Source organism: Bradyrhizobium sp. F1.13.3 (assembly GCF_040548265.1).
GTDB lineage: Bacteria > Pseudomonadota > Alphaproteobacteria > Rhizobiales > Xanthobacteraceae > Bradyrhizobium.
In genome coordinates this window covers 315,901-341,512 of record NZ_JBEPRI010000009.1, presented here as the reverse complement: position 1 = coordinate 341,512, position 25,612 = coordinate 315,901, and the positions used below count along the sequence as shown (strand labels likewise).

The 25,612-nt window shown below is 64.6% G+C and carries 24 protein-coding genes and 1 tRNA gene; 16 read left to right on the top strand and 9 right to left on the bottom strand.

What is annotated here, in order from left to right:
* Positions 1-141 precede the first annotated feature (141 nt).
* A complete protein-coding gene (locus ABIB66_RS25105) occupies positions 142-774 on the bottom strand; it encodes a hypothetical protein (protein ID WP_354207506.1) in 633 nt (210 codons plus the stop codon).
* Between the two features lie 208 nt (positions 775-982).
* Between ABIB66_RS25105 and ABIB66_RS25100 the strand changes: the two genes are divergently transcribed.
* From ABIB66_RS25100 to ABIB66_RS25070, 7 genes are all read left to right on the top strand, one after another.
* Complete coding sequence (locus ABIB66_RS25100; protein ID WP_354207508.1) at positions 983-2,500, top strand: AMP-binding protein; 1,518 nt, start codon at positions 983-985, stop codon at positions 2,498-2,500.
* Positions 2,501-2,544: 44 nt separating this feature from the next.
* A complete protein-coding gene (locus tag ABIB66_RS25095; protein WP_354207510.1) occupies positions 2,545-3,183 on the top strand; it encodes an RraA family protein in 639 nt (212 codons plus the stop codon).
* 136 nt (positions 3,184-3,319) lie between these two features.
* Positions 3,320-4,243, top strand: coding sequence for a hypothetical protein (locus ABIB66_RS25090; protein WP_354207512.1), 924 nt, complete (start codon positions 3,320-3,322; stop codon positions 4,241-4,243).
* 20 nt (positions 4,244-4,263) lie between these two features.
* Positions 4,264-4,635, top strand: a complete 372-nt coding sequence (locus tag ABIB66_RS25085; RefSeq protein WP_354207514.1) for a cupin domain-containing protein — start codon at positions 4,264-4,266, stop codon at positions 4,633-4,635.
* 47 nt (positions 4,636-4,682) lie between these two features.
* Positions 4,683-5,639, top strand: coding sequence for a tripartite tricarboxylate transporter substrate-binding protein (locus ABIB66_RS25080; protein ID WP_354207516.1), 957 nt, complete (start codon positions 4,683-4,685; stop codon positions 5,637-5,639).
* A 97-nt stretch (positions 5,640-5,736) separates the two neighbouring features.
* A tRNA-Arg gene (locus ABIB66_RS25075) sits at positions 5,737-5,813 on the top strand.
* Between the two features lie 125 nt (positions 5,814-5,938).
* On the top strand, positions 5,939-7,078 hold the full coding sequence (locus tag ABIB66_RS25070) for an amidohydrolase/deacetylase family metallohydrolase (protein ID WP_354256001.1): 1,140 nt from the start codon (positions 5,939-5,941) through the stop codon (positions 7,076-7,078).
* Positions 7,079-7,118: 40 nt separating this feature from the next.
* Here ABIB66_RS25070 and ABIB66_RS25065 read toward each other — a convergent pair whose 3' ends face one another.
* The gene (locus ABIB66_RS25065; protein ID WP_354207520.1) at positions 7,119-8,264 is read right to left on the bottom strand and encodes an acyl-CoA dehydrogenase family protein; all 1,146 of its coding nucleotides are present in this window, start codon (positions 8,262-8,264) and stop codon (positions 7,119-7,121) included.
* A 126-nt stretch (positions 8,265-8,390) separates the two neighbouring features.
* Between ABIB66_RS25065 and ABIB66_RS25060 the strand changes: the two genes are divergently transcribed.
* Positions 8,391-9,068, top strand: a complete 678-nt coding sequence (locus ABIB66_RS25060; RefSeq protein WP_275172781.1) for an alpha/beta hydrolase family protein — start codon at positions 8,391-8,393, stop codon at positions 9,066-9,068.
* Between the two features lie 4 nt (positions 9,069-9,072).
* On the opposite strand, the gene ABIB66_RS25055 is transcribed toward ABIB66_RS25060, so the two are convergent.
* Entirely contained in the window at positions 9,073-10,047 is a 975-nt protein-coding gene (locus tag ABIB66_RS25055) for a ketopantoate reductase family protein (RefSeq protein WP_354207523.1), read from the bottom strand.
* A 154-nt stretch (positions 10,048-10,201) separates the two neighbouring features.
* On the opposite strand from ABIB66_RS25055, the gene ABIB66_RS25050 reads away from it, so the two are divergent.
* Positions 10,202-11,005, top strand: a complete 804-nt coding sequence (locus ABIB66_RS25050) for an enoyl-CoA hydratase-related protein (RefSeq protein WP_354255998.1) — start codon at positions 10,202-10,204, stop codon at positions 11,003-11,005.
* A 117-nt stretch (positions 11,006-11,122) separates the two neighbouring features.
* Here ABIB66_RS25050 and ABIB66_RS25045 read toward each other — a convergent pair whose 3' ends face one another.
* Positions 11,123-12,007 carry a LysR family transcriptional regulator gene (locus ABIB66_RS25045; protein ID WP_354207527.1) on the bottom strand — a complete coding sequence of 295 codons (885 nt, stop codon included), beginning with the start codon at positions 12,005-12,007 and terminating at the stop codon, positions 11,123-11,125.
* 112 nt (positions 12,008-12,119) lie between these two features.
* Here ABIB66_RS25045 and ABIB66_RS25040 point away from each other — a divergent pair, with 112 nt between their 5' ends.
* From ABIB66_RS25040 to ABIB66_RS25025, 4 genes are all read left to right on the top strand, one after another.
* The gene (locus tag ABIB66_RS25040; protein ID WP_354207529.1) at positions 12,120-13,484 is read left to right on the top strand and encodes an FAD-dependent oxidoreductase; all 1,365 of its coding nucleotides are present in this window, start codon (positions 12,120-12,122) and stop codon (positions 13,482-13,484) included.
* Positions 13,485-13,517: 33 nt separating this feature from the next.
* Positions 13,518-14,522 (top strand): ABC transporter substrate-binding protein, encoded by a 1,005-nt coding sequence (locus ABIB66_RS25035; protein WP_354207531.1) that lies wholly within the window; start codon positions 13,518-13,520, stop codon positions 14,520-14,522.
* Between the two features lie 270 nt (positions 14,523-14,792).
* Positions 14,793-15,566, top strand: coding sequence for an ABC transporter ATP-binding protein (locus ABIB66_RS25030; protein WP_354255994.1), 774 nt, complete (start codon positions 14,793-14,795; stop codon positions 15,564-15,566).
* Complete coding sequence (locus ABIB66_RS25025) at positions 15,559-16,383, top strand: ABC transporter permease (protein ID WP_354207534.1); 825 nt, start codon at positions 15,559-15,561, stop codon at positions 16,381-16,383. The genes ABIB66_RS25030 and ABIB66_RS25025 overlap by 8 nt, the downstream gene beginning before the upstream one ends.
* 174 nt (positions 16,384-16,557) lie before the next feature.
* Here the strand turns inward: ABIB66_RS25025 and gtdA are convergent, their stop codons facing one another.
* On the bottom strand, positions 16,558-17,598 hold the full coding sequence (gene gtdA / locus ABIB66_RS25020; protein WP_275172789.1) for a gentisate 1,2-dioxygenase: 1,041 nt from the start codon (positions 17,596-17,598) through the stop codon (positions 16,558-16,560).
* A 180-nt stretch (positions 17,599-17,778) separates the two neighbouring features.
* Here gtdA and maiA point away from each other — a divergent pair, with 180 nt between their 5' ends.
* Both maiA and ABIB66_RS25010 read left to right on the top strand, forming a co-directional pair.
* A complete protein-coding gene (gene maiA, locus ABIB66_RS25015) occupies positions 17,779-18,411 on the top strand; it encodes a maleylacetoacetate isomerase (protein WP_354207536.1) in 633 nt (210 codons plus the stop codon).
* Positions 18,401-18,910 carry a MarR family winged helix-turn-helix transcriptional regulator gene (locus tag ABIB66_RS25010; RefSeq protein ID WP_275172791.1) on the top strand — a complete coding sequence of 170 codons (510 nt, stop codon included), beginning with the start codon at positions 18,401-18,403 and terminating at the stop codon, positions 18,908-18,910. Before maiA ends, ABIB66_RS25010 begins: the two co-directional genes overlap by 11 nt.
* A gap of 186 nt (positions 18,911-19,096) precedes the next feature.
* On the opposite strand, the gene ABIB66_RS25005 is transcribed toward ABIB66_RS25010, so the two are convergent.
* From ABIB66_RS25005 to ABIB66_RS24990, 4 genes are all read right to left on the bottom strand, one after another.
* Positions 19,097-20,710 carry a benzoate-CoA ligase family protein gene (locus ABIB66_RS25005; protein WP_354207539.1) on the bottom strand — a complete coding sequence of 538 codons (1,614 nt, stop codon included), beginning with the start codon at positions 20,708-20,710 and terminating at the stop codon, positions 19,097-19,099.
* Positions 20,707-21,846 (bottom strand): FAD-dependent monooxygenase, encoded by a 1,140-nt coding sequence (locus ABIB66_RS25000; RefSeq protein ID WP_219684556.1) that lies wholly within the window; start codon positions 21,844-21,846, stop codon positions 20,707-20,709. The genes ABIB66_RS25005 and ABIB66_RS25000 overlap by 4 nt, the downstream gene beginning before the upstream one ends.
* A 263-nt stretch (positions 21,847-22,109) precedes the next feature.
* Positions 22,110-22,946: a cysteine rich repeat-containing protein gene (locus ABIB66_RS24995; protein ID WP_354207541.1), complete on the bottom strand. Its 837-nt coding sequence runs from the start codon at positions 22,944-22,946 to the stop codon at positions 22,110-22,112.
* Positions 22,947-23,100: 154 nt separating this feature from the next.
* Positions 23,101-24,102 carry an NADP-dependent oxidoreductase gene (locus tag ABIB66_RS24990; protein WP_354063527.1) on the bottom strand — a complete coding sequence of 334 codons (1,002 nt, stop codon included), beginning with the start codon at positions 24,100-24,102 and terminating at the stop codon, positions 23,101-23,103.
* Between the two features lie 207 nt (positions 24,103-24,309).
* Between ABIB66_RS24990 and ABIB66_RS24985 the strand changes: the two genes are divergently transcribed.
* The gene (locus ABIB66_RS24985; protein WP_354255990.1) at positions 24,310-25,605 is read left to right on the top strand and encodes a dicarboxylate/amino acid:cation symporter; all 1,296 of its coding nucleotides are present in this window, start codon (positions 24,310-24,312) and stop codon (positions 25,603-25,605) included.
* Positions 25,606-25,612: the final 7 nt, after the last annotated feature.

The following is a 25,612-nucleotide window of genomic DNA, read 5'->3' as shown; positions in this document are numbered from 1 at the left end:
CCCCCCCCCCCCCCCCCCCCCCCCCCCCCCCCCCCCCCCCCCCCCCCCCCCCCCGGCCCCCCCCCCCCCCCCCCCCCCCCCCCCCCCCCCCCCCCCCCCCCGGCGGAGGGTGTAGCTCTGCCGGAATGACACCAAAGAAGCTCAGCCCTTCTTCGCCGGCTTGCTTGGCGTCGGGCTGAACAGCTTCTTGATGTCGTTCAAACCATCCGACAGCCGCGGCCATTCGCAGGAGAACGAGCCCTTGGTGCAGGGCGCGCCCTTCGGCCGCGGCCGCGCGTCGCCGATGGCGGCCTGTTGGACCTTGGGCCGCTCGACCGGCACCGGCACGCGCTCGACCTCGGTTCGCAACGCGACCCGCTGAAGCTGCTGCACCTGTTGTTCCTGCTGCTCGCGCTGCTGGCGCGCGGTGGCCTGCGCGGCTTCATTGCTGCGGCGCTGATTGGCGAGATAGGCGGTGTAGGCTTCGTCGATCTTCTTCTGCTCCTCCGGCGTCGGATTGGGGCCGGCGATGTCGAAGGTGCGGTCCTGGAGGAAGTCGTAATAGGAATAGCCGCCGCCTGCCTTGCGCCGGCCGGCGAATTTGGCGTTGCAGTCCGCAAGCGCAGCCGTCTTCTCGGACTTGGTCGTGGCTTTCTCGGCGGCATCGGCGCAAGCCTCGAAGTCAACAGGCGCGCGCTTCCACCATTGTGCCTGGGCATGCGACGGCGCCAGCAGGAAAAATCCTGCTGCGGCAACGACAAGCGCCGCACGACGCCATGCAACTAAGTTCGACATTCTACGAGAGCATTCCTTGCAAAACTCAACCCGAACTGAGTCGGGCTGATTTTTGCCCCTTTATGGCCGGCTTGTCACCCATGGAACTCGGGAATTTCATGGCTGGGATGCTGACATTTTTTGCTTGACGTGGCGCGGGAGTCACAGCGTCACTTCATCCTGCGCTCGCCTCACCGGCGACGCCAAGAAAACGAAGTGGAAACGCCTGATGCTGCTGCCCCTGTCCGACGTGCCGCGCTGGTACGCCGAGCGCAAACCGCAAGGCACGATCGCCGTCCGTCACGGGCAGGATACGCTGACATGGGACGCGCTCGAACGCGGCGCCAACCGGCGCGCGCGGGCGTTCATGGCCAAGGGCGTCAAGCCTGGTGATTTCGTTGCGATCGGATTGCCCAACGGCAATGCGTTCTTTGAGACTTCCTTTGCGGTGTGGAAATGCGGGGCGACGCCGACCTCGCTGTCATGGCGGCTGCCGCGCGGCGAAGCCGCCGCGGTGCTCGACATCCTAAAGCCGGCGCTGGTGGTCGGCGGCGAAGCCGATTGGAACGCGCCGAACCGTCTGCCCGCGGATTTCGTGCCGGAAGGGTTTTCGGACGAGCCGCTCACCGCACCGGTGGCGCGCTATTGGAAAGCCATGACCAGCGGTGGATCGACCGGGCGGCCGAAGGTGATCCTCGATCACCAGCCGGCGGTGATCGACACCGTCGCCACGCCGCCGCTCAATATTCCCTTCGGGGTCTCGCTGCTCAATCCCGGTCCGCTCTATCACAACGCGCCGTTCATCGTGTCGCACTACGCGCTGTTCACCGGCGGCCAGCTCACGGGCCTCGTCAAGTTCGACGCCGAGGAGGCGCTGCGGCAAATCGCGCGCGAGCGCGTGCAATGGGTCAATTTCGTGCCGACCATGATGCACCGGATCTGGGCCCTGCCGGAGCACGTGCGCAACGCCTATGACGTGTCGAGCCTGCAGACCGTCTTCCACATGGCCGCTCCGATGCCGCCTTGGCTGAAGGAGAACTGGATCGCCTGGCTCGGGCCCGAGCGGATCTGGGAGCTCTACGGCGGCACCGAGCGGCAAGGCTCCTGCATCATCTCCGGCACGGAATGGCTGACGCACAAGGGTTCGGTCGGCAAGATCGGCGAGATGGCGCGCTTGCGCATCATCGGCGAGGACGGCAACGACGTTGCGCCGGGCGAGACCGGCGAGATTTATTTCCTCAACAATGACGGCAAGGATGCCACCTATCACTATCTCGGCGCCGAGCCGAAGCGCCGCGCCGACGGCTGGGAATCGCTCGGCGATATCGGCAGGCTGGATGCGGACGGCTACCTCTATCTCGGTGACCGCCTCGCCGACATGGTGCTGCGCGGCGGCGCCAACATCTATCCGGCCGAGGTCGAAGCCGCCGTCTCCGCCTGTCCGGGCGTGCGCTCCTGCGTGGTGGTGGGATTACCCGATCCGGAATTGGGCCAGCGCGTCCACGCCATCATCGAGCCGGAGGGCGATGCGGACGGTCAGGCCATCGCCGACGGGATGGCGGATTTCCTGAAAGAGAGGCTCAGCCGCTACAAGCACCCCGAGAGCTTCGAGATCGTCGCCGCTCCGCCACGCGACGATTCCGGAAAAGTTCGTCGCACGCTGTTGCGCGATGAGCGCGCAACATGGATGAAGGAGGGGCGCGCCTTCCGGATTTGGCCGGCGAAGGCAAGGGCGGACGCAGAGTAAAGGGCGCACGCCGATCAAGAGAATTCACGGGAAGGAACGAGATTATGACCATCACCATCGCCGCGAACGCTGTGCCGAAGCCACCGGCCGAGATCATCGACGGTTTTCGCGGTGCGCCGACCTCGGTCATTTCGGACAATCTCGGCCGGCTGCCGGGCGCCGTCGGGCTCAAGCCCTATCATCGCGGCGCCAAGCTGGTGGGCACGGCCTTCACGGTCCGCACCCGTCCCGGCGACAATCTCGCCATCCACCGCGCGCTCGAGCTGGTGGGCCCCGGCGACGTCATCGTGGTCGATGGCGGCGGCGATGAGACCCGCGCGCTCGTCGGCGAGATCATGAAGAACATCGCGCAGTGGCGCAAAGCCGAAGGCTACGTCATCGACGGCGCGATCCGCGACGTCGCGGCGTTCGCGGCCGATGATTTTCCATGTTATGCCCGCGCAGTGATCCACCGCGGCCCCTACAAGAACGGCCCCGGCGAGATCAACGTGCCTGTGACCATCGGCGGCAGCGTGATCTCGCCCGGCGACATCGTCGTCGGCGACGAGGACGGCGTGGTGTCGTTTGCCGCCGCCGGTGCCGCGGCGCTGCTGGACGCCGTGCGCGCCCAGGTCGCGCGCGAGGAGGACACACTGAAGGCGATCCGCGAGGGCCGTTATCAGGGCTCGTATGGCAAATCCTGAACAGCGCGAGGCTTGGTCAAAGCAATGGTCGAATCGATCGCACGTCGACGTTGGCCATTGCCTCTTTCGAAAGTGATTTCACAACTTTGTTTCGGTCAGACTTGCTTCGTGCTTTTTGCTGCTGGGGATACTTCAAGTGACGAGGAATTACGCGATCGTCCTGCCTAGCTTCTTCGTTCTGTTGGTCTCTGGAAGCAACGAGGTTGGTTCGTGGAAGATGCCGCCTTTTGGCTCCGGCCGCGGGGCAGCGCCCATTTTCAATCGCGATCGCGTCACTGATAGTCATCTGGCAGTCGAGGCCGCTTCGACCGAGACAGAGCGACGACTAACTGAAGGGGTTTACGCAAAAGCCAACGGTCTGCCCCCAGGTGAGGTGGAAAAGCGCTTTGCGGCAAGTGGAGTCCTGCGATGTCCTGGTGGAGATAGCAGCGCTCAAGTGACAGGAGCGCGCGACGTGATTACCACGGCGGCTCACGCGTTTCGGGACCTTTGCAAACCCCATACGTCACCTGACAAGTGCATATTCGAGTACTATCTCGGAGCCGAGAGGCGTGCCATTCCTTTGTCAGCGACCCTATGGATGGGCACATGCGTTGAGAGTGCGCCCAAGGCGATTGTCAGCGACTGGGCAGTCGCAAAGCTCGAGTCTGCCGCGGAAGTGACGCCTTACGAGATCAATGAACGAACTGAAAGTGTGGTCGAGCTGGAGCGTGTCCTGGCGGTTGTCGGTTACGACATCGAAGCCACGGGAAGAAGGGACAGGTACGGCCCCTTCAACAAGACGATTCAGGAGTGCCAGATACGCGACGTAAGGGACTGGTCGATATTCGAAACGAGCTGCGAGTTCACAGTAGGGGCATCAGGTAGCGCTTTGTTTCGTCTGTTGGACGGTCGAATGACTCTGTTCGGCGTCCTTAATGGGGACTATCACGACAAAGAATATTGCCCACGAGGGAGCTGCGAGTTCAAGAGCCGGCATTGGTCGAGCGTGTATGTTACCGTGAAGGGTGAGTTCAAAGATCGCCTTCTGGCCGCCGTGAGCCAGTCTGCTGCAAAATAAAGCGCAAAAGGGAGGATGACGTGAGCCAGAAGGACGAATTCCACAATCTCGACGATACCGCCGACGGGCTGTTTCGCGAGCTCGCGGCAGGAGTGACCACGCGCATCTTCTCCGGCGAGCAGGCGATGCTGTCGGTGGTGACGCTGGCGCCGCATGCGCAGGGCACGCTGCACCATCATCCCGAGGAGCAATGGGGCGTGCTGCTCGACGGCTCCGCCATCCGCGTCCAGGGCAATGAGGAGGTTGCCGTGAAGAAGGGCGACTTCTGGCGCACGCCGGGCAATGTGCCGCACACCATGCGCGCCGGCCCCGACGGCGCCCGCGTGCTGGACATTTTCAGTCCGCCGCGGCCAGAATACAGAAAAGCGGGATCCGGTTTCGGAACGACTTAAAGCGCCAAGAGCAAAAGCCGGGCGCGAGAAAACAGGGGAGGGATACCATGACGATCACACGACGGACGCTGCTCGCAGCGCCGGCTATTCTCGCGATGACGCCGGCGTTGGCGCAGGCTTCAAAAATCACGCTGGTGGTGCCGTTTCCGCCGGGCGGATCGACCGATGCGATGGCGCGGCTGCTCCAGAGCCACCTGCAAACCAAGCTCAACCGCATCGTCATCGTCGAGAACAAGTCGGGCGCCGCCGGTGCGCTCGGCGCGGCGCAGGTCGCCAAGAGTCCGCCTGATGGCTCGACCTTCCTGGTTACCTTCGATTCCCACGCGGTGATCCCCTCCATCCTCGACAAGCCGCCCGTCGATGTCGAGCGCGAGCTGATGCCGGTGTTGCTGGTCGGCACCGCGCCTTACGTGATCGCCGCCGGTGCCGGACGTCCCTACAAGAGCTTTGCCGACGTGGTGGCGGCCTGCAAGGCGACGCCCGGCGCGGTGAAGTATGCCTCCGTCGGCATCGGCACGCTCGGCCATCTCGCCATGACCGTGCTCGGCAACAAGGCCGGCGTCGAGATCATGCACGTGCCCTATCGCGGCGGCGGTCCCGCGATGAACGACGTGCTCGGCGGCCATGTCGATCTGATCGCGGGATCTGCGGCGCTGGTCGCGGCCCAGCTCGGCACCAACATGCTGCGTCCGATCCTGCAGCTCGGCCGCGAGCGGCTGCCCGGCCTGCCGGATACGCCGACCGCAATCGAGGCAGGCTTTCCGGATTTCGAGACGCTGGCCTGGTGGGGCATCTTCGCGCCCACGGGCACGCCGCCGGACATCGTCGCAGCCCTCGCGACGGCCTCCAAGGAGATCCTGAGCGAGCCCGCCACCGCCGCCCAGCTCAAGGAGACGCAGCAGATGACGTTGCTGCTTGAGGACGCTCCCGCCTTCAAGACCTTCTTCGACAAGCAGGTCGCCACTTGGGGCAAGGTGGTCAAGGACAACAATATCCGGGCGTGAGGCGACCGGCAGCCCTCCGCATTGAGCAATGCGAAGGGCTTCCGATCCCGCCTCCGCTTTGATATGAAGCCCCGGTAACCCGCTCTGCGGGTTCCGCGGTCCCGTAGCTCAGCCGGATAGAGCGACGGTTTCCTAAACCGTAGGTCGGAAGTTCGAGTCTTCCCGGGATCGCCAGTTTTTCAGTGAGCAATCGTCGGGTTTGCCACGCTCGTCGGCGCAAAAATTGCTAGAAGCGCGAAGCTTCCTTCCTGGCCCGGGCTGACTGTCGCCCCGCCTCGCTGCCATATCCGGAGACGATGATGCCCTTCGACTTGATCCTGCGCGGCGGCCGTGTGGTCGACCCGTCCCAGAAGCTCGATGCCGTGGCCGATGTCGCCTTTGCCGGCGGCAAGGTCGCTGCGATCGGCAGTGGGCTCAAGGCCGATCCAGGCACTGACGTGCGCGAGGTCTCGCATTTCATCGTGACGCCGGGACTGATCGATCTCCACACCCATGTCTATTGGGGCGGCACTTCGCTTGGCATCGACGCCGAGGAATTTTGCCGCCTCTCCGGCGTCACCACTGCGGTCGACACCGGCAGCGCGGGGCCCGGCAATTTCGCGGGCTTCCGCAAGCACGTGATTGAGCCGAGCCAGGTCCGCATTCTCGCTTATCTGCACGTCTCGCACGCCGGCATCTTCGGCTTCTCGCACCGGATCATGGTCGGCGAGAGCGAGGAGCTGCGGCTGATGAATCCGATCGAGGCGGCCAAGGTGGCCGACGCCAACCGCGACCTCATCGTCGGCATCAAGGTGCGCGTGGGGCTGCACTCCTCGGGCACGTCAGGCGTCGTGCCGCTCGACATCGCGCTTGAGGTCGCGAACGAAGTCGGCATGCCCCTGATGGCGCATATCGATCATCCGCCGCCGAGTTACGAGGAGGTGCTGGCGCGCCTGCGCCCCGGCGACGTGCTCACCCATGCGTTCCGGCCTTTCCCCAACACGCCCGCAACCGCGCAGGGCACGGTGAAACGGGCGGTGCTCGACGCTCGCGAGCGCGGCGTGTTGTTCGACATCGGTCACGGCAAGGGCTCGTTCGCGTTCAAGACCGCACGCGCCATGCTCGCAAACGGCTTCTATCCGGACACCATCTCGTCCGACATTCATCAGCTCTGCATCGACGGCCCGGCCTTCGATCAGGTGACGACCCTGTCGAAATTCCTGTGCATGGGCATGCCGCTGTCCGACGTCATCGCAACCTCGACCGTCAACGCCGCGATGGCGCTGCGGCGGCCCGAGCTCGGCAGCCTCAAGCCGGGCAGCGTCGGCGACGCCACGCTGATCTCGGTCAAGCAAGGCCAGTTCGACTATGAGGACGTCGTCGGCGAGCACCTGATCGGCGATCGCAAGATCGTCTCCGAGGGCGTCGTCATCGGCGGCCGCTGGTGGCATCCGAATTGAGCGGCAGGCCGCTCACGCCGACCTGATTACAGCGACTTGATTACAGCGATCTGGCGATCAACAGCTTCATGATCTCGTTGGTCCCGCCATAGATCTTCTGGATGCGGGAATCGATGAAGATGCGCGAGATCGGATATTCCTGCATGTAGCCGTAGCCGCCGAACAGCTGGAGGCATTCGTCGGCGGTCTCGACCTGCTTCTCTGAGCACCAGTATTTCGCCATCGACGCCGTGACGGTGTCGAGGTCCTTTGCGACCAGCCGCTCGATGCACCAGTCGACGAACACGCGCGCGATCATCGCTTCGGTTTTGCGCTCGGCGAGCTTGAAGGCGGTGTTCTGAAAATCCATCAGCGGCTTGCCGAACGCTTTCCGCTCCTTGGTGTAGTCGGTGGTGAGCTTTATCGCGCGCTCCATCGCGGCGACCGCGCCGACCGCGAGCGCGAGGCGCTCCTGCGGCAGTTGCTGCATCAGCTGCACGAAGCCCTGGCCTTCCTCGCCGCCGAGCAAATTGTCCGGCGGAACCGTGACGTTGTCGAAGAACAGCTCGGACGTGTCGGAGGCATGCAGGCCGATCTTGTCGAGGTTGCGCCCGCGCTTGTATCCATCCGCGCCTGCGGTTTCGACCACGATCAGCGAAATGCCCTTGGCGCCGACATCTCCGGTGCGCGCGACCACGATGACGAGATCGGCGGCCTGGCCGTTGGTGATGAAGGTCTTCTGTCCGTTGATGACGTAGGAATTACCCTGCTTCCTGGCGGTGGTCTTGACGGCCTGCAAATCCGAGCCGGTGCCGGGCTCGGTCATGGCGATGGCGCCGACCATCTCGCCCGAGGCCATCTTCGGCAGCCAGCGCTTCTTCTGCTCCTCCGAGCCGTAATTGAGGATGTAGTGCGCGACGATGGCGCTGTGCACGGAGACGCCGGTCGTCAGCTCCGGCACCGTGCTTTCGAGGTCGTCGAGCACGGCGGCATCATAGGCGAAGGTCGCGCCCAGCCCGCCATATTCCTCCGGCACGCTTGCCAGCAGCGCGCCCATCTCGCCGAGCCCGCGCCAGGCAAAGCGGTCGACCATCTTCTGCTCGCGCCATTTTTCGGCATGCGGGGCCAGATCCTTGGCAAGATACTTCCGGAACTGGTCGCGGAAGATTTCGAGCTCTTCGGTCATCCAGGAGGAACGGTAGGACATGGTCACCTCGGTCAATGCGGCGTTCCGGCTTGGTAGGCCAGGGTTTGGCGGCAATTATTGTGTTTTCAGGCTGCGCCGGTGACGCTACCAAGGCGGCCGGAGCAGCGTCTATCGGGATCGTTGATTGTGGCTGTCAAAACTCAAGAGCTCAAGCTCGACATCGCGCGCATCGGCACGGTCTCGGCGATCCTGACGCAGCCGGGCAATGCGCGCGCCTGCTACGTTCTGGCCCATGGTGCCGGTGCAGGGATGCGGCACGCATCGATGGACAAGATTGCGGAGGGGCTCGCTGCTCGCGGCATCGCCACCTTCCGCTTCAATTTTCCCTACATGGAAAACAAGCAGGGCCGTCCCGACCCGCCGGCGGTCGCCCACGCCACGATCCGCGCGGCAGTCGAGGAAGCCGCGCGGCTCTGCCCCGGTGTGATGCTCGTTGCGGGCGGAAAATCCTTCGGCGGGCGCATGACGTCGCAGGCGCAGTCGAAGACTCCGCTGCCTGATGTCAAAGGGCTCGCGTTCCTCGGTTTTCCCCTGCACGCCGACAAGAAGCCGTCGACGGAGCGCGCCGAGCACCTGGCCCATGTCGAGATCCCGATGCTGTTCCTGCAAGGTACCCGCGACGGGCTCGCCGATCTCGGCCTCCTCAAGCCGGTCATCGCCGCTCTTGGCCCGAAGGCGACGCTGCACGAGGTCGAAGGCGGCGATCACTCCTTCGCGGTGCTGAAGAAGTCCGGTCGCAGCAATGAAGAGGCGCTTGCGGAGGTACTTGATGTGCTCGCGGCCTGGATCGACAAACTCGCCTGAAATCTCACGCCGAATATAGCCCTTTGTCGCGCGCCTTCTGGATCGCGAGGGCGGCAATGAGATCGAGGGTCGGCGTCGACAGGCCGGCGGTGCGCGCGAAGGCTTGGGGCGCCTTCACCAGGACGTCGATCTCCATGGCGCGGCCGAGCTCGTAATCCTGCAGCAGCGACGGCTTGTGATTGGGGGCGGGACCACTGCGGCTCACGCGTTTGACCTCGGGGATGAAATGCTGGGCGATCTCGTTGGCCTCGTTCAGCATCCGCGGAATGACGTCCGCAAAGGCGGGGTCATCGCGCACGCCGCGCGCGGTCTGGCCGGTGAGCAGGCACAGCACCGACAATGACATGTTGGTCAGCAGCTTTGACCAGATCGCCTCGCGGATCTCGGCGACCGGCGGCGATTCCAGCCGCGCGTCGGTGAAAACACCGCGCAGCGTCGTGATGCGCTCGCAATTGCGATCGTCGCATTCGCCGATCAGCAGGCGGTTGCGGTCGGGCGTCAGGTTCTGCACCACGCCGGGCGCGATCACCTCGTTGGAGGAGAAGACCACGCCGCCGACGATCCGCTCCTTCGGGATGCAGGCGCGCAAGCGGCCACCCGGGTCGAGGAAGGAGATGTCGGGCGGGGTCGGGTGTCGCGGCGGCAGGCCGATCCCGTACCACCAGGGAATGCCGTTCTGCGCAAAGACGATCGCGGTGCCATCTTGCAGTAGCGGCTTGATGCTGGAGACCAGCCCCTGGAGCGCGGTGGCCTTGAGCGTGGAGATCACGACGTCCTGGGGGCCGAGCTGGGCCGGATCGCCGGAGGCGTTCACCTTGGCGGAGACCTCGGAATCGCCGACGCGCAGCTTGAGGCCGTTGGCGCGGACCGCCTCCAGATGCGCGCCGCGCATCACGCACGAGACCTCATGGCCGGCGCGCGCCAGCCGAACCGCAAGATGGCTGCCGACGGCGCCCGCGCCGAAAATGCAGATGCGCATGTGATGTCCGTCCCTGATCCCTTGATGCCGCCCCGCGACAGCATGACACAAGCCGCCATGCGATGGACGCGGCCGCCCTACGCTCGAAAGATATGGATCAAGGCGCGGAGCCTCGGTCATAGTGCGCGCCAAACAAGCGAGCGGAGGAACACCGATGACCGACAGCCCCATCCTGTGGACCCTGGATGCGCGTGGGGTTGCGACCGTCACGTTGAACCGGCCGGAGGTCAACAACGCCTATGACGGCGCATTGATCGCGGGCGTGCTCGCGGCCATGGACGATCTCGGCAGCAAGCCCAACCTTCGCGTCGTCGTGCTCAAGGGCAACGGCAAGCATTTCCAGGCCGGCGCCGATCTCAAATGGATTAATGGCGTGCGGCCGCAATCGACCGAGGCGAACGAGGCGGCGTCGCGTGCGACGTTCGAGGCCGTGCAGCGGCTCAACACGCTGCCGATCCCGACGGTCGCGCTGGTGCAGGGCGGCTGCTTTGGCGGCGGCACCGGCGTGATCGCGGCCTGCGACGTCGTGATCGCGGCTGACAATGCCCTGTTCTCGATTACCGAAGTGCGCTGGGGCCTGACGGCGGCGATCATCATCCCGCAGCTCTGCGATGCCATCGGTGTACGGCAAGTCCGCCGCTACGCGCTGACAGGTGAACGTTTCGGCGCCGAGGACGCCCGTCGCATCGGCCTCGTCCACGAGGTGGTGCCGTTCGCCGATCTCGACGTCGCAGGCAGCAGGGTGGTCGAGCAGTTGCTTGCCAACGGACCGGAGGCGATGGCCGAGACCAAGCGACTGGCGCTGGAGAGCTCGTTCGGCGGAATGGCGGTGGACGATGCGGCTTATGACCGCCTCGTGCAGCTGCATTCGCTGAAGCGACAGAGCGCGGAAGCCGCGGAGGGTCTGGCGTCGTTCGCGGAGAAGCGTGCGGCGAATTGGGGAGGTGCTAAAAGCTGAACGCGAGTAGCCCGGATGGAGCGAAGCGCAATCCGGGAACGGACCAACCGAACCTCCCGATTGCGCCGCGTGGCACGAACCCGGATGACGCTTGCGCTCCGTCCGGGCTACGGGCCTTTACAGCGACGCCGCGAGTGATCTTTTCAGCAGTGTGAGCAGCGCCTGCACCGCGGCCGCATTGCGTCGCCGCTCGGGGATCGCGGCCTTCACCCACAATTCCGGAATCGGAAAGTCGCGCAGCACCGGCTTGAGCGAGCCGTCGCGCAACGCGTCGGCGACGAGATAATGCGAGATCAGCGCAATGCCGTTGCCCGCGATGGCGCTGCGCGCCAGCACATGTCCCTCGTTGGACGAGAGCAGCGGGCTGACCTGGATGCTGATGCGGCCGCGCGGGCCGTCAAAGATCCATTCCGGTCCCGTCGGCAGGAAGCTGAGGCAGCGATGCTCGACGAGGTCGCGCGGATGTTTTGGCGTGCCGTGCTTCCTCAGATAAGCGGGTGAAGCGCAGAGCAATCGCTTCAACGCGCAGAGCGGCTCGTCGACCACGCCGCCGAAGGAATGCGGGAAGGCGCCGATGGCGATGTCAAAGCCTTCGGTCACCGGATCGACGGGGCGGTCGATCAGCACGATCTCGAGCTTGAGCCGCGGGTTCTGGGTCTGGAATGCGCTGAACGCGTCGGCCAGCCGCGCCACCGTCAGCGAGGTCGGTGCCTTGATGCGCAGGTGATCGACGAGATCATGGCCTTTCTCGCCCATGCGCGAGAGCAGGTCGGTGGCATCGGTGACGACGCCGCGGGCGCGATGCACGTAGCGCTGGCCGGCTTCCGTCAGCCGCAATTGCCGCGTCGAGCGGTGAAACAGCGGCGTGCCGATGCGTGCCTCCAATTGCGTCACGCGCTTGGCCACGACCGAGGTCGAGACATTGAGTTTTCGCGCAGCGGCGGAGAAGCCCGCCGCATCCGCGGTGGCGAGGAAGGCCTGGAGGTTCACGAGGACGTCCATGTCGACCTTTCTCGATTCGTGAAAGCTGATCGCATATTTTGGTGGATTGTCGCTCGGCACGCGTTAATTCATAGTCCGGTCCAAGCAAGAGATTTTGGGAGCAGGACGCGCCATGCAGGCCACCACGATCGAAGAACCGGCGCGCCAGGTGCCGCTCTACGGCGAATATGAAGTCGTCGTGCTCGGCGGCGGTCCGGCCGGCATCGTGGCGGCGGCCTCAAGCGCTCGCGCTGGGCGGAAGACGCTGCTGATCGAGCGCTACGGTTTCCTTGGCGGCATGGGGACCGCTGCCGGCGTCACCAATTTCTGCGGCCTGCACGGGAATGTCTACGGCGAGGCCCACCGGCTGGTGCAGGGCATGGCGTCCGAGCTGCTGGCGCGGATTGACCATTTGAACGGCCTCAACGCGCCGCATCTGATTCTCGGCAAGGTCTTTGCCCAGGCCTACGACACCGCCGCCTACAAGATCGCGGCCGACCAACTGCTCGCCAGTCACAAGGTGCACGTGCTTTTCCATGCGCTCGGTGCCGGCGTCGTGATGGGCGATAACAGCCGCATCGATGCGCTGATGGTCGAGACCAAGGCCGGCCGGCAGGCGGTGCGATCGGAGATTTTCATCGATTGCTCCGGCGACGGCGATCTCGCGGTCTGGGCCGGCGCGCCGTTCGAATTCGGCGACGAGCACGGCCATCCGATGTACCCCTCGATGATGCTCCGTCTCAACGGCATCGATCCCGCGAAGGCGGGCGAGGCCTGGCGCACCATCCCGCAATTGATGGAGAAGGCCATTGCCGCCGGCACCCACACATTCCCACGCAAGAGCGCGATCGTGCGGCCGCAGAAATCCGGCATCGAATGGCGCGTGAACTTCACGCAAGTGGCGCGCGAGGACGGCCATGCCATCAACGGCATCGAGCCTGATGATCTCACCCGGGGCGAGATCGAGGGCCGCAAGCAGGCGCTCGCGGCGTTCGAATTCCTGCGCACCGTGCCGGGCTTTGAAAGATCCTACATCGTCGACCTGCCGCCGCAGCTCGGCATCCGCGAGACCCGCCGCATCACGGGCGGCTACCAGCTCAGCGGTCAGGACGTGCTCGGCTGCGCCTCGTTCGAGGATTCCATCGGGGTCAACGGCTGGCCGATCGAGGCCCATGTCCCCGGCGACGTCGTCTTCACCTTCCCGCCGATCCCGGAATCGCGCGGCTATAACGAGCTGCCTTACCGCATGCTGGTGCCCGAAGGTGTCGACAATCTGCTGGTCGCGGGCCGCTGCGCCTCGATGACCCATGAGGGCCAGTCGGCGGCCCGGGTCTCCGGTGCCTGTTTCGTGATGGGGGAGGCGGCAGGTTCCGCCGCCGCGCTGGCGCTCTCCGGAAACCGCATTCCACGCGATATCCCCATTGAAAAATTGCAGGAAACGTTGAAACAACAGGGCGCCTTCATCGGACGGGACCAGCCCGTGCCCGAGGGCCTGTAACGACTGCATGATAACGACGCCGGAGGAAACGAAATGATCGGGATTGTGCGGCTCGCGCTAGCTGGCCTGATGGCGATCACGGCGATGGGCACGGCCCGAGCCGAGGACGCGCCGAAGGCCAGGATCGGCGTGCTCAGGCTATCCTCCTCCGCGCCGGTCTTCATCGCACAGGACAAGGGCTATTTCCGCGAGGCCGGCCTCGACGTCGAGCTGAAATTCTTCGATGCGGCGCAGCCGATCGCGGTGGCGACGACTTCGGGCGATGTCGATTTCGGCGTCACCGCCTTTACTGCCGGTCTTTACAATCTCGCCGGCAAGGGCGTGCTCAAGGTGATCGGTGGCATGAGCCGCGAGAAGGCCGGCTATCCCCTGATCGGCTATTTCGCCAGCAATAGCGCTTATGCCGCCGGGTTGAAGACGCCGAAGGACCTCGCGGGCAAGCGCGTGGCGATGACGCAGGTCGGCTCCTCCTTTCACTATTCGCTCGGCCTGCTTGCCGACAAATACGGCTTCAAGCTCGCCGACGTGAAGATCGTGCCGCTGCAATCGCTGTCGAATGCGGCGGCCGCGCTGAAGGGCGAAACCGTGGATGCGGCGCTGCTGCCGATCTCCACCGCGCGAAAGCTGATGGACGACGGCGGTGCGAAGTTCCTCGGCTGGGTCGGCGACGAGACACCCTGGCAATTGGGCGCGGTGTTCGCCTCGCCGAAGACGCTGACCAACAAGGTGCTGGTGACGAAGCTGCTCGGCGCTTTGGCAAAGGCCGACCGCGAATATCACGACGTCATCCTTGCCGCGATGAAGGACGGCGTCGCGCCGATCAATGACAAGACAAAGCCGCTGCTGGAGATCATCGCAAAATATACCAACCTCCCGGTCGAGCAGGTGGTGGGCAATTGCGCCTACATCGATCCCGACGGCAAGCTGGATGTGAAGAACGTCGACAACCAGATCAAATGGCTCCAGGAGCAGGGTTTTGCCGACAAGGGCTTTGACGCGAACGCGATCATCGCAAAGGAATTTGTGAAGGCGGATTGATGCTGCGCGCTCCTCTCCATCTCCGTCATCCCCGCGCAACGGCAAAGCCGTTGTCGCTGGAGGTGCTCGCGAAGCGAGCCTCGAAGGATGCACGGCCCGGATGCAGCAGGGCCGTTACTGTTGCCAAGCCCTCAGTGTCGTCCCGGCGAAGGCCGGGACCCATACGCCGAGTGGAAGTTGTGGCGCAGAGTAGTCATTGCCTGTCTTCGCCAAATTCAATTCGGTGGTTATGGGTCCCGGCGTTCGCCGGGACGACACTGGGGCCATGACATGGACCTGATCGCCAACCACATCACCCATCGCTTCGGCGAACTCGCCGTGCTCGACGACGTCTCGTTCACCGTCGGCGCGGGCGAGGTGGTGGCGATCGTGGGCCCCTCGGGATGCGGCAAGAGCACGTTGCTGTCGATCCTCGGTGGCCTATTGCTGCCGACCTCGGGCGCGCCCGAGCTGCGTGGATCGCCGCCGGCGGACAGTCTCAATCCGCTCACCTTCGTGTTCCAGGATTTCGCGCTGCTGCCCTGGGCCAATGTCGAGGAGAACGTCGAATTCCCGCTGCTGCACACCCAGCTCTCGGCCGTGCAGCGCCGCGCGCTGGTCGACGATGCCTTGCGCCGCACCGGCCTGACCGATTTTCGCAAGACCTATCCAAAGCAGCTTTCCGGCGGCATGCGCCAGCGCGTCGGCATTTCGCGCGCGCTCGCGGTCAGGCCGGCCATTCTCCTGATCGACGAGCCGCTGTCGGCGCTGGATTCGCAGACCCGCGAACTGCTGATGGAGGATTTCGTCCGGCTGCTCGCCGATGGCGGCATGGGCGCGGTCTATGTCACGCATAATCTCGAAGAGGCGGCGCGGCTTGCCGATCGCATTGTGGTGTTGTCGCGGCGTCCGGGCCGCATTCGGGAGGTCGTGAGCGTGCCGATGACGCGCACTGAGCGCGGTGACATTGCAGCCCGTGAAAAGCTGCTCGCGCTGCAGAACCAGATCTGGTCGCTGATCCGCAACGAGGCGATCGATGCCGAGCGCGAGGTTCAGCATGCTTGATCGCGCTCCGGCGGGAACATCTGCGAAGGATGAAGCGGTCCGGCGCGTCCGCTTTCGCGGCGCCGGCTTCGTGCCGGCGAGCAGCCGTTTCGGCGGCTGGATCGCACTCGCGCTGGTCATTGCGATCTGGCAGGCGGCCGGCAGCACCGGCCTCGTCAATCCGCTGTTCCTGCCGCCGCCATCGGCGATCGCACGGGCGATCTACCAGCTCGCGATCTCGGGCGCGCTGTGGCAGCACCTTTCCGCGTCGCTCCTGCGGATCGGTGTCGGGTGGCTGCTCGGCACGGCGGCCGGTGTCGCGGTTGGCTTTGGCATCGGCCTGTCGCGGCTGGCGCGCAGCGTCGGCATCACTTTCATCTCGGCGCTGTTCCCGATCCCGAAGATCGCGCTGCTGCCGCTGTTGATCCTCTGGCTTGGCATCGGCGAAGAGCCGAAGATCGCAACCATTGCGCTCGGCGTGTTCTTCTCGACCGCGATCTCGGTCTATAGCGGCGTCGACGCGGTGCCGCGCAATCTCATCCGCATGGCGCAGAGCTTCAATGTGCCGTTCGCCACCATCGTCCGCAAGGTGGTGTGGCCGGGCGCGCTGCCCGCGATCCTCGCCGGCTTCCGCATCACGTCGTCGGTGGCGCTTCTGCTCGTCGTCAGCGCCGAGATGATCGGCGCGCAGTACGGTATCGGCGCGTTCGTGTTGCAGGCCGGCAATTTGATGCAGACGGATCAGCTGCTCGCGGGCGTGGTGATTTTATCGGTGTTCGGGTTGATCGTGGGGCGGGTGATCAACTGGCTGGAGATACGGCTGTTGCACTGGCGGTGAGGCTTACCCCGCCGTCGTCCCGGCGAAGGCCGGGACCCATACCGCGTGATCTATCGAGGGAGCGCGGTGTTCGTACCGAAGAACAACTAAGAGTCTTCGCCAAACATCTCCCTGTGGTTATGGGTCCCGGCCTTCGCCGGGACGACGGCGGAGAGTGCGGCTAACATTCGCACCTCACGCATTCCCGCGATCCTCCCGGAACAAATCCAGCTTCTGCTGCACGGGGCGATCCGAGAAGCTGAACAGCACCGCATCCATGTCCGCCTCGTGCGTGACCCATTGCCAGCTCGGCACCACGAACAAATCGCGCGGGCCCCATTCGAAGGTCGATTCCCCGATGCGGGTACGGCCGTGGCCTTCGATCGGACAGAACACCGTCGCGTCCGTCGCGCGATAGCGTGCGGTCTTGAAGCCCTTCGGCAGCAACTGGATGAACGTGCCGATGGTCGGCATCGCAAAGTCGCCGGTCTCGGGGTTGCTGAATTTCAGCTTCAGCCCGTGACATGCGTCCCACTCCTGGCTCGCGCGGGCTTTCTCCAGTGCCTCGCGCGTGTAGGCATAGGGGTAGCTGAAGATCGGCGACGTCTTCGAGCTCCGCTTCACGTCGACCGGTAGCAGATTGTGGCCGTAGCGCGCGAAGCTGTCGCCGGCCGGCCTTGTAATCTTCTGCTGGTCCTCGTTGGAGCCTTCCGCGAAGGAGCAGTCGAAGAACTGCACCAGCGGAATGTCGAGACCGTCGAGCCAGAACATCGGCTGGTCGGTCTCGTTCGAATGATCGTGCCAGGTCATCGACGGCGTGATGATGAAGTCGCCGGGCTCCATCGCGGTGCGCTCGCCGTCGACCGCGGTGTGGGCGCCCTTGCCTTCGAGCACGAAGCGCAGCGCCGATTGGCTGTGCCGGTGGGCGGGCGCGACGTCGCCGGGCACCACCATCTGCACGCCGGCATAGAGCGACGTGGTGATTTTCGACTGCCCGCGCAGGCCTGGATTTTCCAGCACCAGCACGCGCCGCTCGGCTTCTTTCGCCGTGATCAGCTTGCCGGCTTCGGTCATGTAGTCGCGGATGATGTCGAACTTCCACAGATGCGGCCGGCAGGCGCTCTTCGGCTCCGGCGTGATCAAATCGCTCATGACCGTCCACAGCGCGGTGAGATTCTCGCCGTCGATCTTCTTGTAGAACGCCTCGCGTTCCGGCGTCTTGGTCACGGCTTCCATGGTGCGGCTCCCATCGTTTTGTTAATTGACAGTATACTTACGATCTAGGTAGCGTCAACGTGTCGAATGACAGTCCAGGTCGTCTTTCCGGGGCGATGCGTTAGCATCGAACCCGGAATCTCGAGATTCCGGGTTCGCCCTTCGCGCGCCCCGGAATGACAGACAAAAGGGAGGGTTCCGATGAAGCTGCACGGTTATTTCCGCTCCAGCGCCGCCTACCGGGTACGGATCGCGCTGAACCTCAAGGGCCTCGGTGCCGAGCACCTGCCGCATCACCTTCGCAAAGGCGAGCAATGCGCGCCCGCCTATCTCGCCATCAATCCGCAGGGCCTGGTGCCCGCGCTGGAGGACGATGCGGGCGCAGTGCTGACCCAGTCGGTCGCCATCATCGAATGGCTCGACGAAACCCATCCCAACCCGCCGCTGCTGCCGAAGGATAGTTTGCAGCGCGCCAAGGTGAGGGCGTTCGCGCTGGCGATCGCCTGCGACACTCACCCCGTGCAGAATCTGAAGGTGCTGGCGCGGCTGCGCGAGCTTGGCCTTGCCGAGGACAAGGTTCAGGACTGGGCGGCCTGGGTCAACCGCGAGGGGCTCGCGGCCTGCGAGACGCTGATCAGGGACGAGCCGGGCCCGTTCTGCTTCGGTGAAGCACCGACGCTTGCCGATCTCTGCCTGGTGCCGCAACTCGCCAATGCCCGCCGCTTCGGCGTCGATGTCTCCGCCTATCCGCGTCTGCTCGGGGCGGAAGCTGCGGCCAAGGCGTTGCCGGGGTTCGTCGACGCCGCGCCGGAGAAGCAGCCCGATGCCGAGTAAGCCGCCTCCGATCACGATCAACGCGGTCTATGCCGCGCCGGGCTATCTGTTCCGGCGCATGCAGCAGATCGCGGTCTCGATCTTCATGGAGGAATGCAAGGCGTTCGACCTCACGCCGGTGCAATACGCGGCTCTGATCGCGATCCACACCCATCCCGGCATCGACGCGACGCGGCTGTCCGCGGTGATCGCCTTCGACCGCTCCACGCTCGGCAGCGTAATCGAGCGGCTTCAGGCCAAGGATTTCGTCGAGCGCAGGCCGGCGCCGGAAGACAAGCGGATCAAGCTGCTCTATTTGACAAAATCAGGCGCGGCGATCCTGCGTGACATCATTCCCGCCGTCGAACGCGCCCAGGCGCGGATGCTGGAGCCGCTCAAGCCGGCGGATCGCAAGGCGCTGATGGGGCTCCTGGTGCAGCTCGTCGATCTCAACAACGAGGCGTCGCGGGTGCCGCTCCGGGCGGAGGACGCGCTGGAGCATATGGGGAAGGCGGGGTGAGCGCGAGTTTGTGACGATAGCGGCGCCTCATCCTCGGTGTCGTCCCGGCGAAGGCCGGGACCCATACGCCGAGGCACCTGTGATAGCGCGAGAAGGTCATTGCCTATCTTCGCCAAACCAAACTCGGTGGTTATGGGTCCCGGCCTTCGCCGGGACGACAGCGAATATGAAGCTGCGCTGTTGCCCTCACATCCGCAGCAGCGCCTGCCGGTCGATCTTCCCCGTGCCCGTCTTCGGCAGTTCGTCGATGAAGATCACCTCACGCGGATATTTGTAAGGTAGCAGCTTGCCCTTCACGTAATCCTGCAGCCTGCGGGTCGCTTCGCTTTGATCGGCGGCGCGGCTGTTCATCACCACGACCGCCTTCAGGGTCATGCGCCGGTCCGGCAGCTCGGCGGCGAACACCGCGCACTCGCGGATGTCCGGGTGGTCGGCGAGGCACAGCTCGACCTCGAGCGGGTAGACCCACTGGCCGGAGATCTTGATGAGATCATCGGCGCGGCCTCGGAAGAAGTGAAAGCCGTCGGCATCGCGGACGAAGCGGTCGCCGGTGTAGATCCAGCCGCCCTCGCGAATGGTTTCGGCGGATTTGTCCGGCCGGTTCCAGTACAGCGGCGTGTTGGAATCACCGCGTACCCACAAGATGCCTTCCTCGTCGTCGGCGACATCGCGACCGTCCTTGTCGCGCAGCGCGACCTCGTAGCCGGGCACGCGCAGGCCGGCGGCGCCGAGCTTCTTCCGCTCGGGGTGGTTGGAGAGATAGATGTGCAGCGCCTCGGTCGAGCCGAGGCCTTCGACGATCTCGAGACCGGTGAGCGTCTTCCAGGCGTTGAAGACGTCGGCCGAGAGCACCTCTGCGGCCGAGAGCGCCATCCGCAGTGACGAGAAGTCGGTCCTGTCGGCACCCTCGGCCTTGGTCAGCGATGTATAGAGCGTCGGCAGGCCGAAGAAGACCGTCGGCTTATACTGCTCGATCGCCGAAAAGATCGCCGCGGGCTTCGGCTGCCCCGGCAGCAGCAGCGTCGTCGCGCCCGCCGAGAACGGGAAGGTGATCGCGTTGCCAAAGCCATAGGCGAAGAAAATCTTCGGCACCGAGAAGCAGATATCGTCCGGCGTCAGCTTCAAGATGTTCTGCGCAAAGGCCACTTCGCTATAGGCCATGTCGTGCTGGAGATGCACGATGCCCTTGGGCCGGCCGGTCGATCCGGACGAGTACATCCAGAACGCCATCTCGTTGCGATGCGTACCGGCTTCCGCGAGTTCGACCGGAAACTGCGGGAGCCAGCCGGCGGCAGAAACGGCGTTCGGCGAGGCGTGATCGCCCGCAGCGCCGTTGACGACGACCAGCGTATGCAGGGCCGTGTCCTTGCAGGCCTCGGCGTTGAAACGTGCACAGAACTCGGCATCCGCCACCGCAACAGAGGCGCCGGAATCCGCGAGATAGAATTGCAGCAGATCAGGCGGTGTCAGCGTGTTGATCAGCAACGGCACGAAGCCGGCGCGCACCGCGCCGAAGAACGCGGCGGGATAGGCCGGGGTATCGTCGAGGAACAGCAGCACCCGATCGCCGCGCTTGAGGCCTAGTGACGCAAAGCCGTTGCCCCAGCGGCAGGCGTCCGCGCAGAGCTCGGCATAGGTGCGCGTGCCCGCGGGGCCAATGAGCGCGAGCTTGTCGCCGCATCCTCTCGCGAGATTGTCGAACAGCACGCGGCTGGCATTGTAGACCTGCGGAACGGAAAAGCCGATCTCGCGCGCGCCCGCGCAGTCGGCGGGCACCTGGTCGTTGATCTGCCCGCTCATGCCTCGTCCCCACCGTTTTTGGCGGCTTCGTAGCGCGCCATGAACGCCGGCGACATCGCGCGCAGGCGGGAGTCGTCGATGCGGCCGGAGCGGGTGATGTAGCTATAGGCAAAGTCCATCAGGCCTTGCTGCATGTGCTGGGCAAAGTGCTCGTACCAGAAAGCGCTGGTCCGCGCGGCGTTGACGAGCTTCTGCACCACCGGTTTTCGTGCGGCCTGGTAGCGATGCAGCGCGGTCGAGAGATGTGCATCCGATTCCAGCGCCTTGACCAGCGCAATGGCGTCCTCGATCGCGAGCCGCGTGCCAGAGCCGATCGAGAAATGCGCCGAGTGCAGGGCGTCGCCGAGCAGCACCATGTTCTTGAACGACCAGTGCTCGTTCCAGACCCAGGGGAAGTTGCGCCAGACTGATTTGTTGGAGACCAGCGAGCGGCCGCCGAGCGTGTCGGCGAACACCTCCTCGCAGACACCCTTGGACTGCTCCACGTCCTTGTAGGCGAAACCGTAAGCCTGCCACGTCGCATGATCGCATTCGACCAGGAACGTGCTCATGGTCGGCGAATAGCGGTAGTGATGGGCGTTGAAGGCGCCGCGGTCCGTCTTCACGAAGGTCTGCGACAGCGTGTCGAAACGCTTCGAGGTGCCGTACCAGACGAACTTGTTGGAGGAGTAGGACAGCGAGGTGCCGAAATCGCCCTCGAAGGCGCGGCGCACCAGCGAGTTCAGCCCGTCGGCGGCGACGATCAGATCGTGGCCGTTGAGCTGGTCGATCGCATGAATTGGCGTGTCGAAGCGCGGGGTGACGCCGGCATCGAGCGCGCGCTGCTGTAGGAATCGCAGCAGTTCGAGCCGACCGATCGAGGAGAAGCCGACACCGTCGATGGCGACGCTGTCGCCGCTCAGGTTCAGCGTGATGTTCTCCCAGCTCTCCATGTGCGGCGCAATCGCGTCGACCGTCTCGGGGTCGTCAGCACGCAGGAATTCGAGCGCCTGGTCAGAAAACACCACGCCAAAGCCCCAGGTCGCGTCGGCCGGGTTCTGTTCGAACAGGTCGACTTGATCCTCGGGGTGACGCTTCTTCCAGAGATAGGCGAAGTAGAGTCCACCGGGCCCCCCGCCAATCACGGCGATCCGCAACGTCTGTCCTCCCTGATTGACAGTATACTTACTATCTAGGGGTAGACTAATGTGCTCCGGCTTCCCGCGCCAGCGGAATTTATTGGCAAAGCGCGCGGCACGCCGAAGCTCGTGCCCGGACGCGCGTTTGGCGCGTGTCCGAAGCAGTGGCGTGCGAAGCATAGCCAAACCGCGCCGGCTTGGCCATCCGCACGTCAGACGCAGCGCTTCACCCAGACACCATTTACGAGCACGGTGCAGCAGACGGCAGGGTGGCTCGCTTCTTAGCGTGCGGCAAACGGTGCCAGCACGTCCTTGCAGGCGGGCGACAACGAAGCGGCATTGTTGGCAACGCATTGGATGATCCGACCGCCACCTGGCGCCACGCTGCCGCACAGCGTGCGGACATCCTCGCGACATGCGGACTGGACGATGAACAGCTCTTCGCGCGGCCGCAGCGGGCGCAGCACGATCACGGCAGGCGCGGCTGCCGGTGCAGCTGCCGCCGCAGGGGTTGCGCCCGCAGGTGCCGTCGTTGCTGCCGCGCCACCGCCGGCCGCAGCGGACACGGCCTTCTCGCAGGTCGGCGAAACCTTCGCCTTGTTCTTCTCCAGGCATTCGAGCGCAGGCGCGCCGCCCGGCGGCACGCTGGCGCACACCTTGGGATAATCGGCACGGCACGCGCTCTTGACGGCAGCGATCTGCGCGCTGCTCGGCTGTTTGGCGGCAGCGGGCTTTGCGGCGGGAGCGGTTTCAGCCTTCGGCGCGGCAGGCGCGGACTCCGCCTTGGGTGCAGCCTGCTTGGGTGCAGCCTCTTTGGGTGTAGCCTCGATCTTCGGCGCGGCTTCGGTCTTTGGCGCGGCAGCAGGCTCGACGGCGCGAACCGCGGTTTGGCATCCCGAGGACAGGCCGGACATATTCTTCTGCAGGCATTGATAGGCTTCCACGCCGCCGGGCTTGACGCTCGCGCAGTGCGCCATGAAGTCCGAGCGGCATGCGGAGCGGATCGCGCTCTTCTGCGCCTCGGTCGGTGCTTGCGCGAATGCGCCTGCTGCAGTTGCGAAGAGAGCCGCCGCCAGCAACGCCCCGCGTGCCGACGCATGTTTCAACGTGTTGAACATCTGAGTGAATTCCTGCCCTGTCGGTAACGCCGAAGTTTTACAAATCTGATGCAAACGCAATCATCGCGAGTGATGCCTCGCGAGCGATATCTTTGGCCGCTTTGGCTGCCACCGCAAGTAGATATGCCCGCGAAATTGCGACGTAACTACGTCGTCAGAGCTTGACCATGCGCTTGCCGCGGTTCTCGCCCGCGAGCAATCCGATCAGCGCCTTCGGCGTGTTCTCGAGGCCGTCGATGATGTCCTCCTGCACCTTCAGCTTGCCGGATGTGACCCAGGCCTGGAGGTCGGCGAGCGCACGCTGGCTTTCCTTCATGTAGTCCATCACGATGAAGCCCTGCATGACGAGCCGCTTCACCACGATCAGGCCGGGCACGCCGCGCGGGCCGTGTGCCGACGGCGCGCCGTCATATTGCGAGATCGCGCCGCAGCAGGCGATGCGGCCGTAATTGTTCATCTGCGGCAGGCAGGCTTCGAGAATGTCGCCGCCGACATTGTCGAAATAGACGTCGATGCCCTTCGGCGCCGCCGCGCGCAACGCCTTGAACACCGCGCCGTCCTTGTAGTCGACGGCGGCATCGAAGCCGAGCTCGGAGGTCAGCCAGCTGCACTTGTCGGCGCCGCCGGCGATGCCGATGACGCGGCATCCTTTGATCTTTGCGATCTGCCCGACGATCGAGCCGACCGAGCCCGCGGCCGCGGAGACCACGACCGTCTCGCCCCCCTTGGGCTTGCCGATCTCCAGCAGGCCGAAATAGGCGGTGAGGCCGGCGATGCCGAAAACGCTGAGCAGATGCGTCATCGGCTCGAGCTTCGGCATCTTGGTGAGATGCTTGGCGGGCACTGCCGCCAACTCCTGCCAGCCAGTGTCGCCGAACACGATGTCGCCCGGCGCAAGCCCCGGCGCCTTTGAGCTGATGACCTCGGCGATGGCGCCGCCGGCCATCACGCTGTTGGCTTCGACTGCTGAACGATAGGTCGCGCCGTGCATCCAGGCGCGGTTGGCGGCGTCGAGCGAGATGTATCGTACGCGCAGCAAGGCCTCGCCGTCCTTCGGCTCAGGCATCGCACCTTCGACCATCTTGAAGTGCTCAGGGCCGAGCTTGCCGCTGGGCTTTTCCACCAGAAGAATCTGACGATTGACGCTGCCGCTCATGATGTTTCCCCTAGGTCGTTTGACGATTATTGATGCAGCTGCCGCAAGAAAAACGTGCAAGCCGCATTCGTTGTGCGCTGCATGAAGCTAGATCGCGGGCGCCAGCTTCGCAACGGGAACATCCGCCCCGGCGATCGCACGCCAAGCGTGTTGCGCAGTCGTCATATCTGCGACATCATGAAGCGGTCGGTGTAGCGGGGGTGTTCAATGTCGAACAGGTTTACGCAATTCATTCTGGTGGCGATGGTGCTCGGCATCATCATGGGCGCGGCGATCTACAATTTCCTGCCCGACACGCGGGGCGACTGGGCCTCGTCCATCAACCTGATCGCCGTGATTTTCCTGCGCCTGATCAAGATGATCATCGCGCCGCTGGTGTTTGCGACCCTGGTCGGCGGCATTGCTCATATGGGCTCGGGTTCCAAGCTCGGCCGCATCTTCGCCAAGACCATGGGCTGGTTCGTCAGCGCCTCTTTCGTCTCGCTGATGCTCGGCCTCGTGATGGTCAATCTGCTCCAGCCCGGCGCGAATTTCCCCGGTACGCTGCCTGACAAGGCGCAGTCGACCGGCCTGCCGGTTTCCGCCTTCTCGATCGAAAAATTCCTGACCCATCTGATCCCGACCTCGATCGCGGATGCGATGGCGCAGAACGAGATCCTGCAGATCGTGATCTTCGCCGTGTTCTTCTCGGTGGCGATGGGCTCGATGCCCGAGCGCTCCAAGCCGATCCTGGCGCTGATCGACGACATCGGCCACATCATGCTCAAGGTCACCGGCTATGTGATGCTGTTCGCGCCCTTCGCTGTCTGGGCCGCCATCACCGCGACGGTTGCCAAGAACGGTTTGCTGGTGCTCTGGAAGCTCATCGTCTTCATGGGCGGCTTCTATCTCTCGCTCGCGATCCTGTGGGGCATCCTGGTGGTCGTGGGCTTCATCGTGATCGGGCCGCGCTACGCCCATCTGCTGAAGCTCATCCGCGAGCCGCTGATGATCGCGTTCTCCACCGCGAGCTCCGAACCGGCCTATCCGAAGACGCTGGAGGGGCTGAACAAGTTCGGCGCCTCGTCGCGGATATCGAGCTTCGTGCTGCCGCTCGGCTATTCCTTCAATCTCGACGGCACGATGATGTACTGCACCTTCGCGAGCGTCTTCATCGCGCAGAGCTATCACATCGACATGCCGCTCGGCACCCAGCTCGCGATGCTGGCGACCCTGATGATCACCTCGAAGGGCGTCGCCGGCGTGCCGCGCGCCTCCCTCGTGGTGATCGCCTCGACGCTGTCGCAGTTCGGCATCCCCGAGGCGGGGCTATTGATGATCATGGGCATCGACACCTTCCTCGACATGGGCCGCAGCGCTACCAACGTGATCGGCAACACGCTCGCGACCTCGGTCGTGGCCAAGTGGGAAGGCGAGCTCGGGCCCGAGCACGAGCTTGGACCGGGCGATGCCGTGCCGGGGGACATGATCCCCGGCGAAGTGCCCGCGATGGCCGGCCATTGATCGGAGT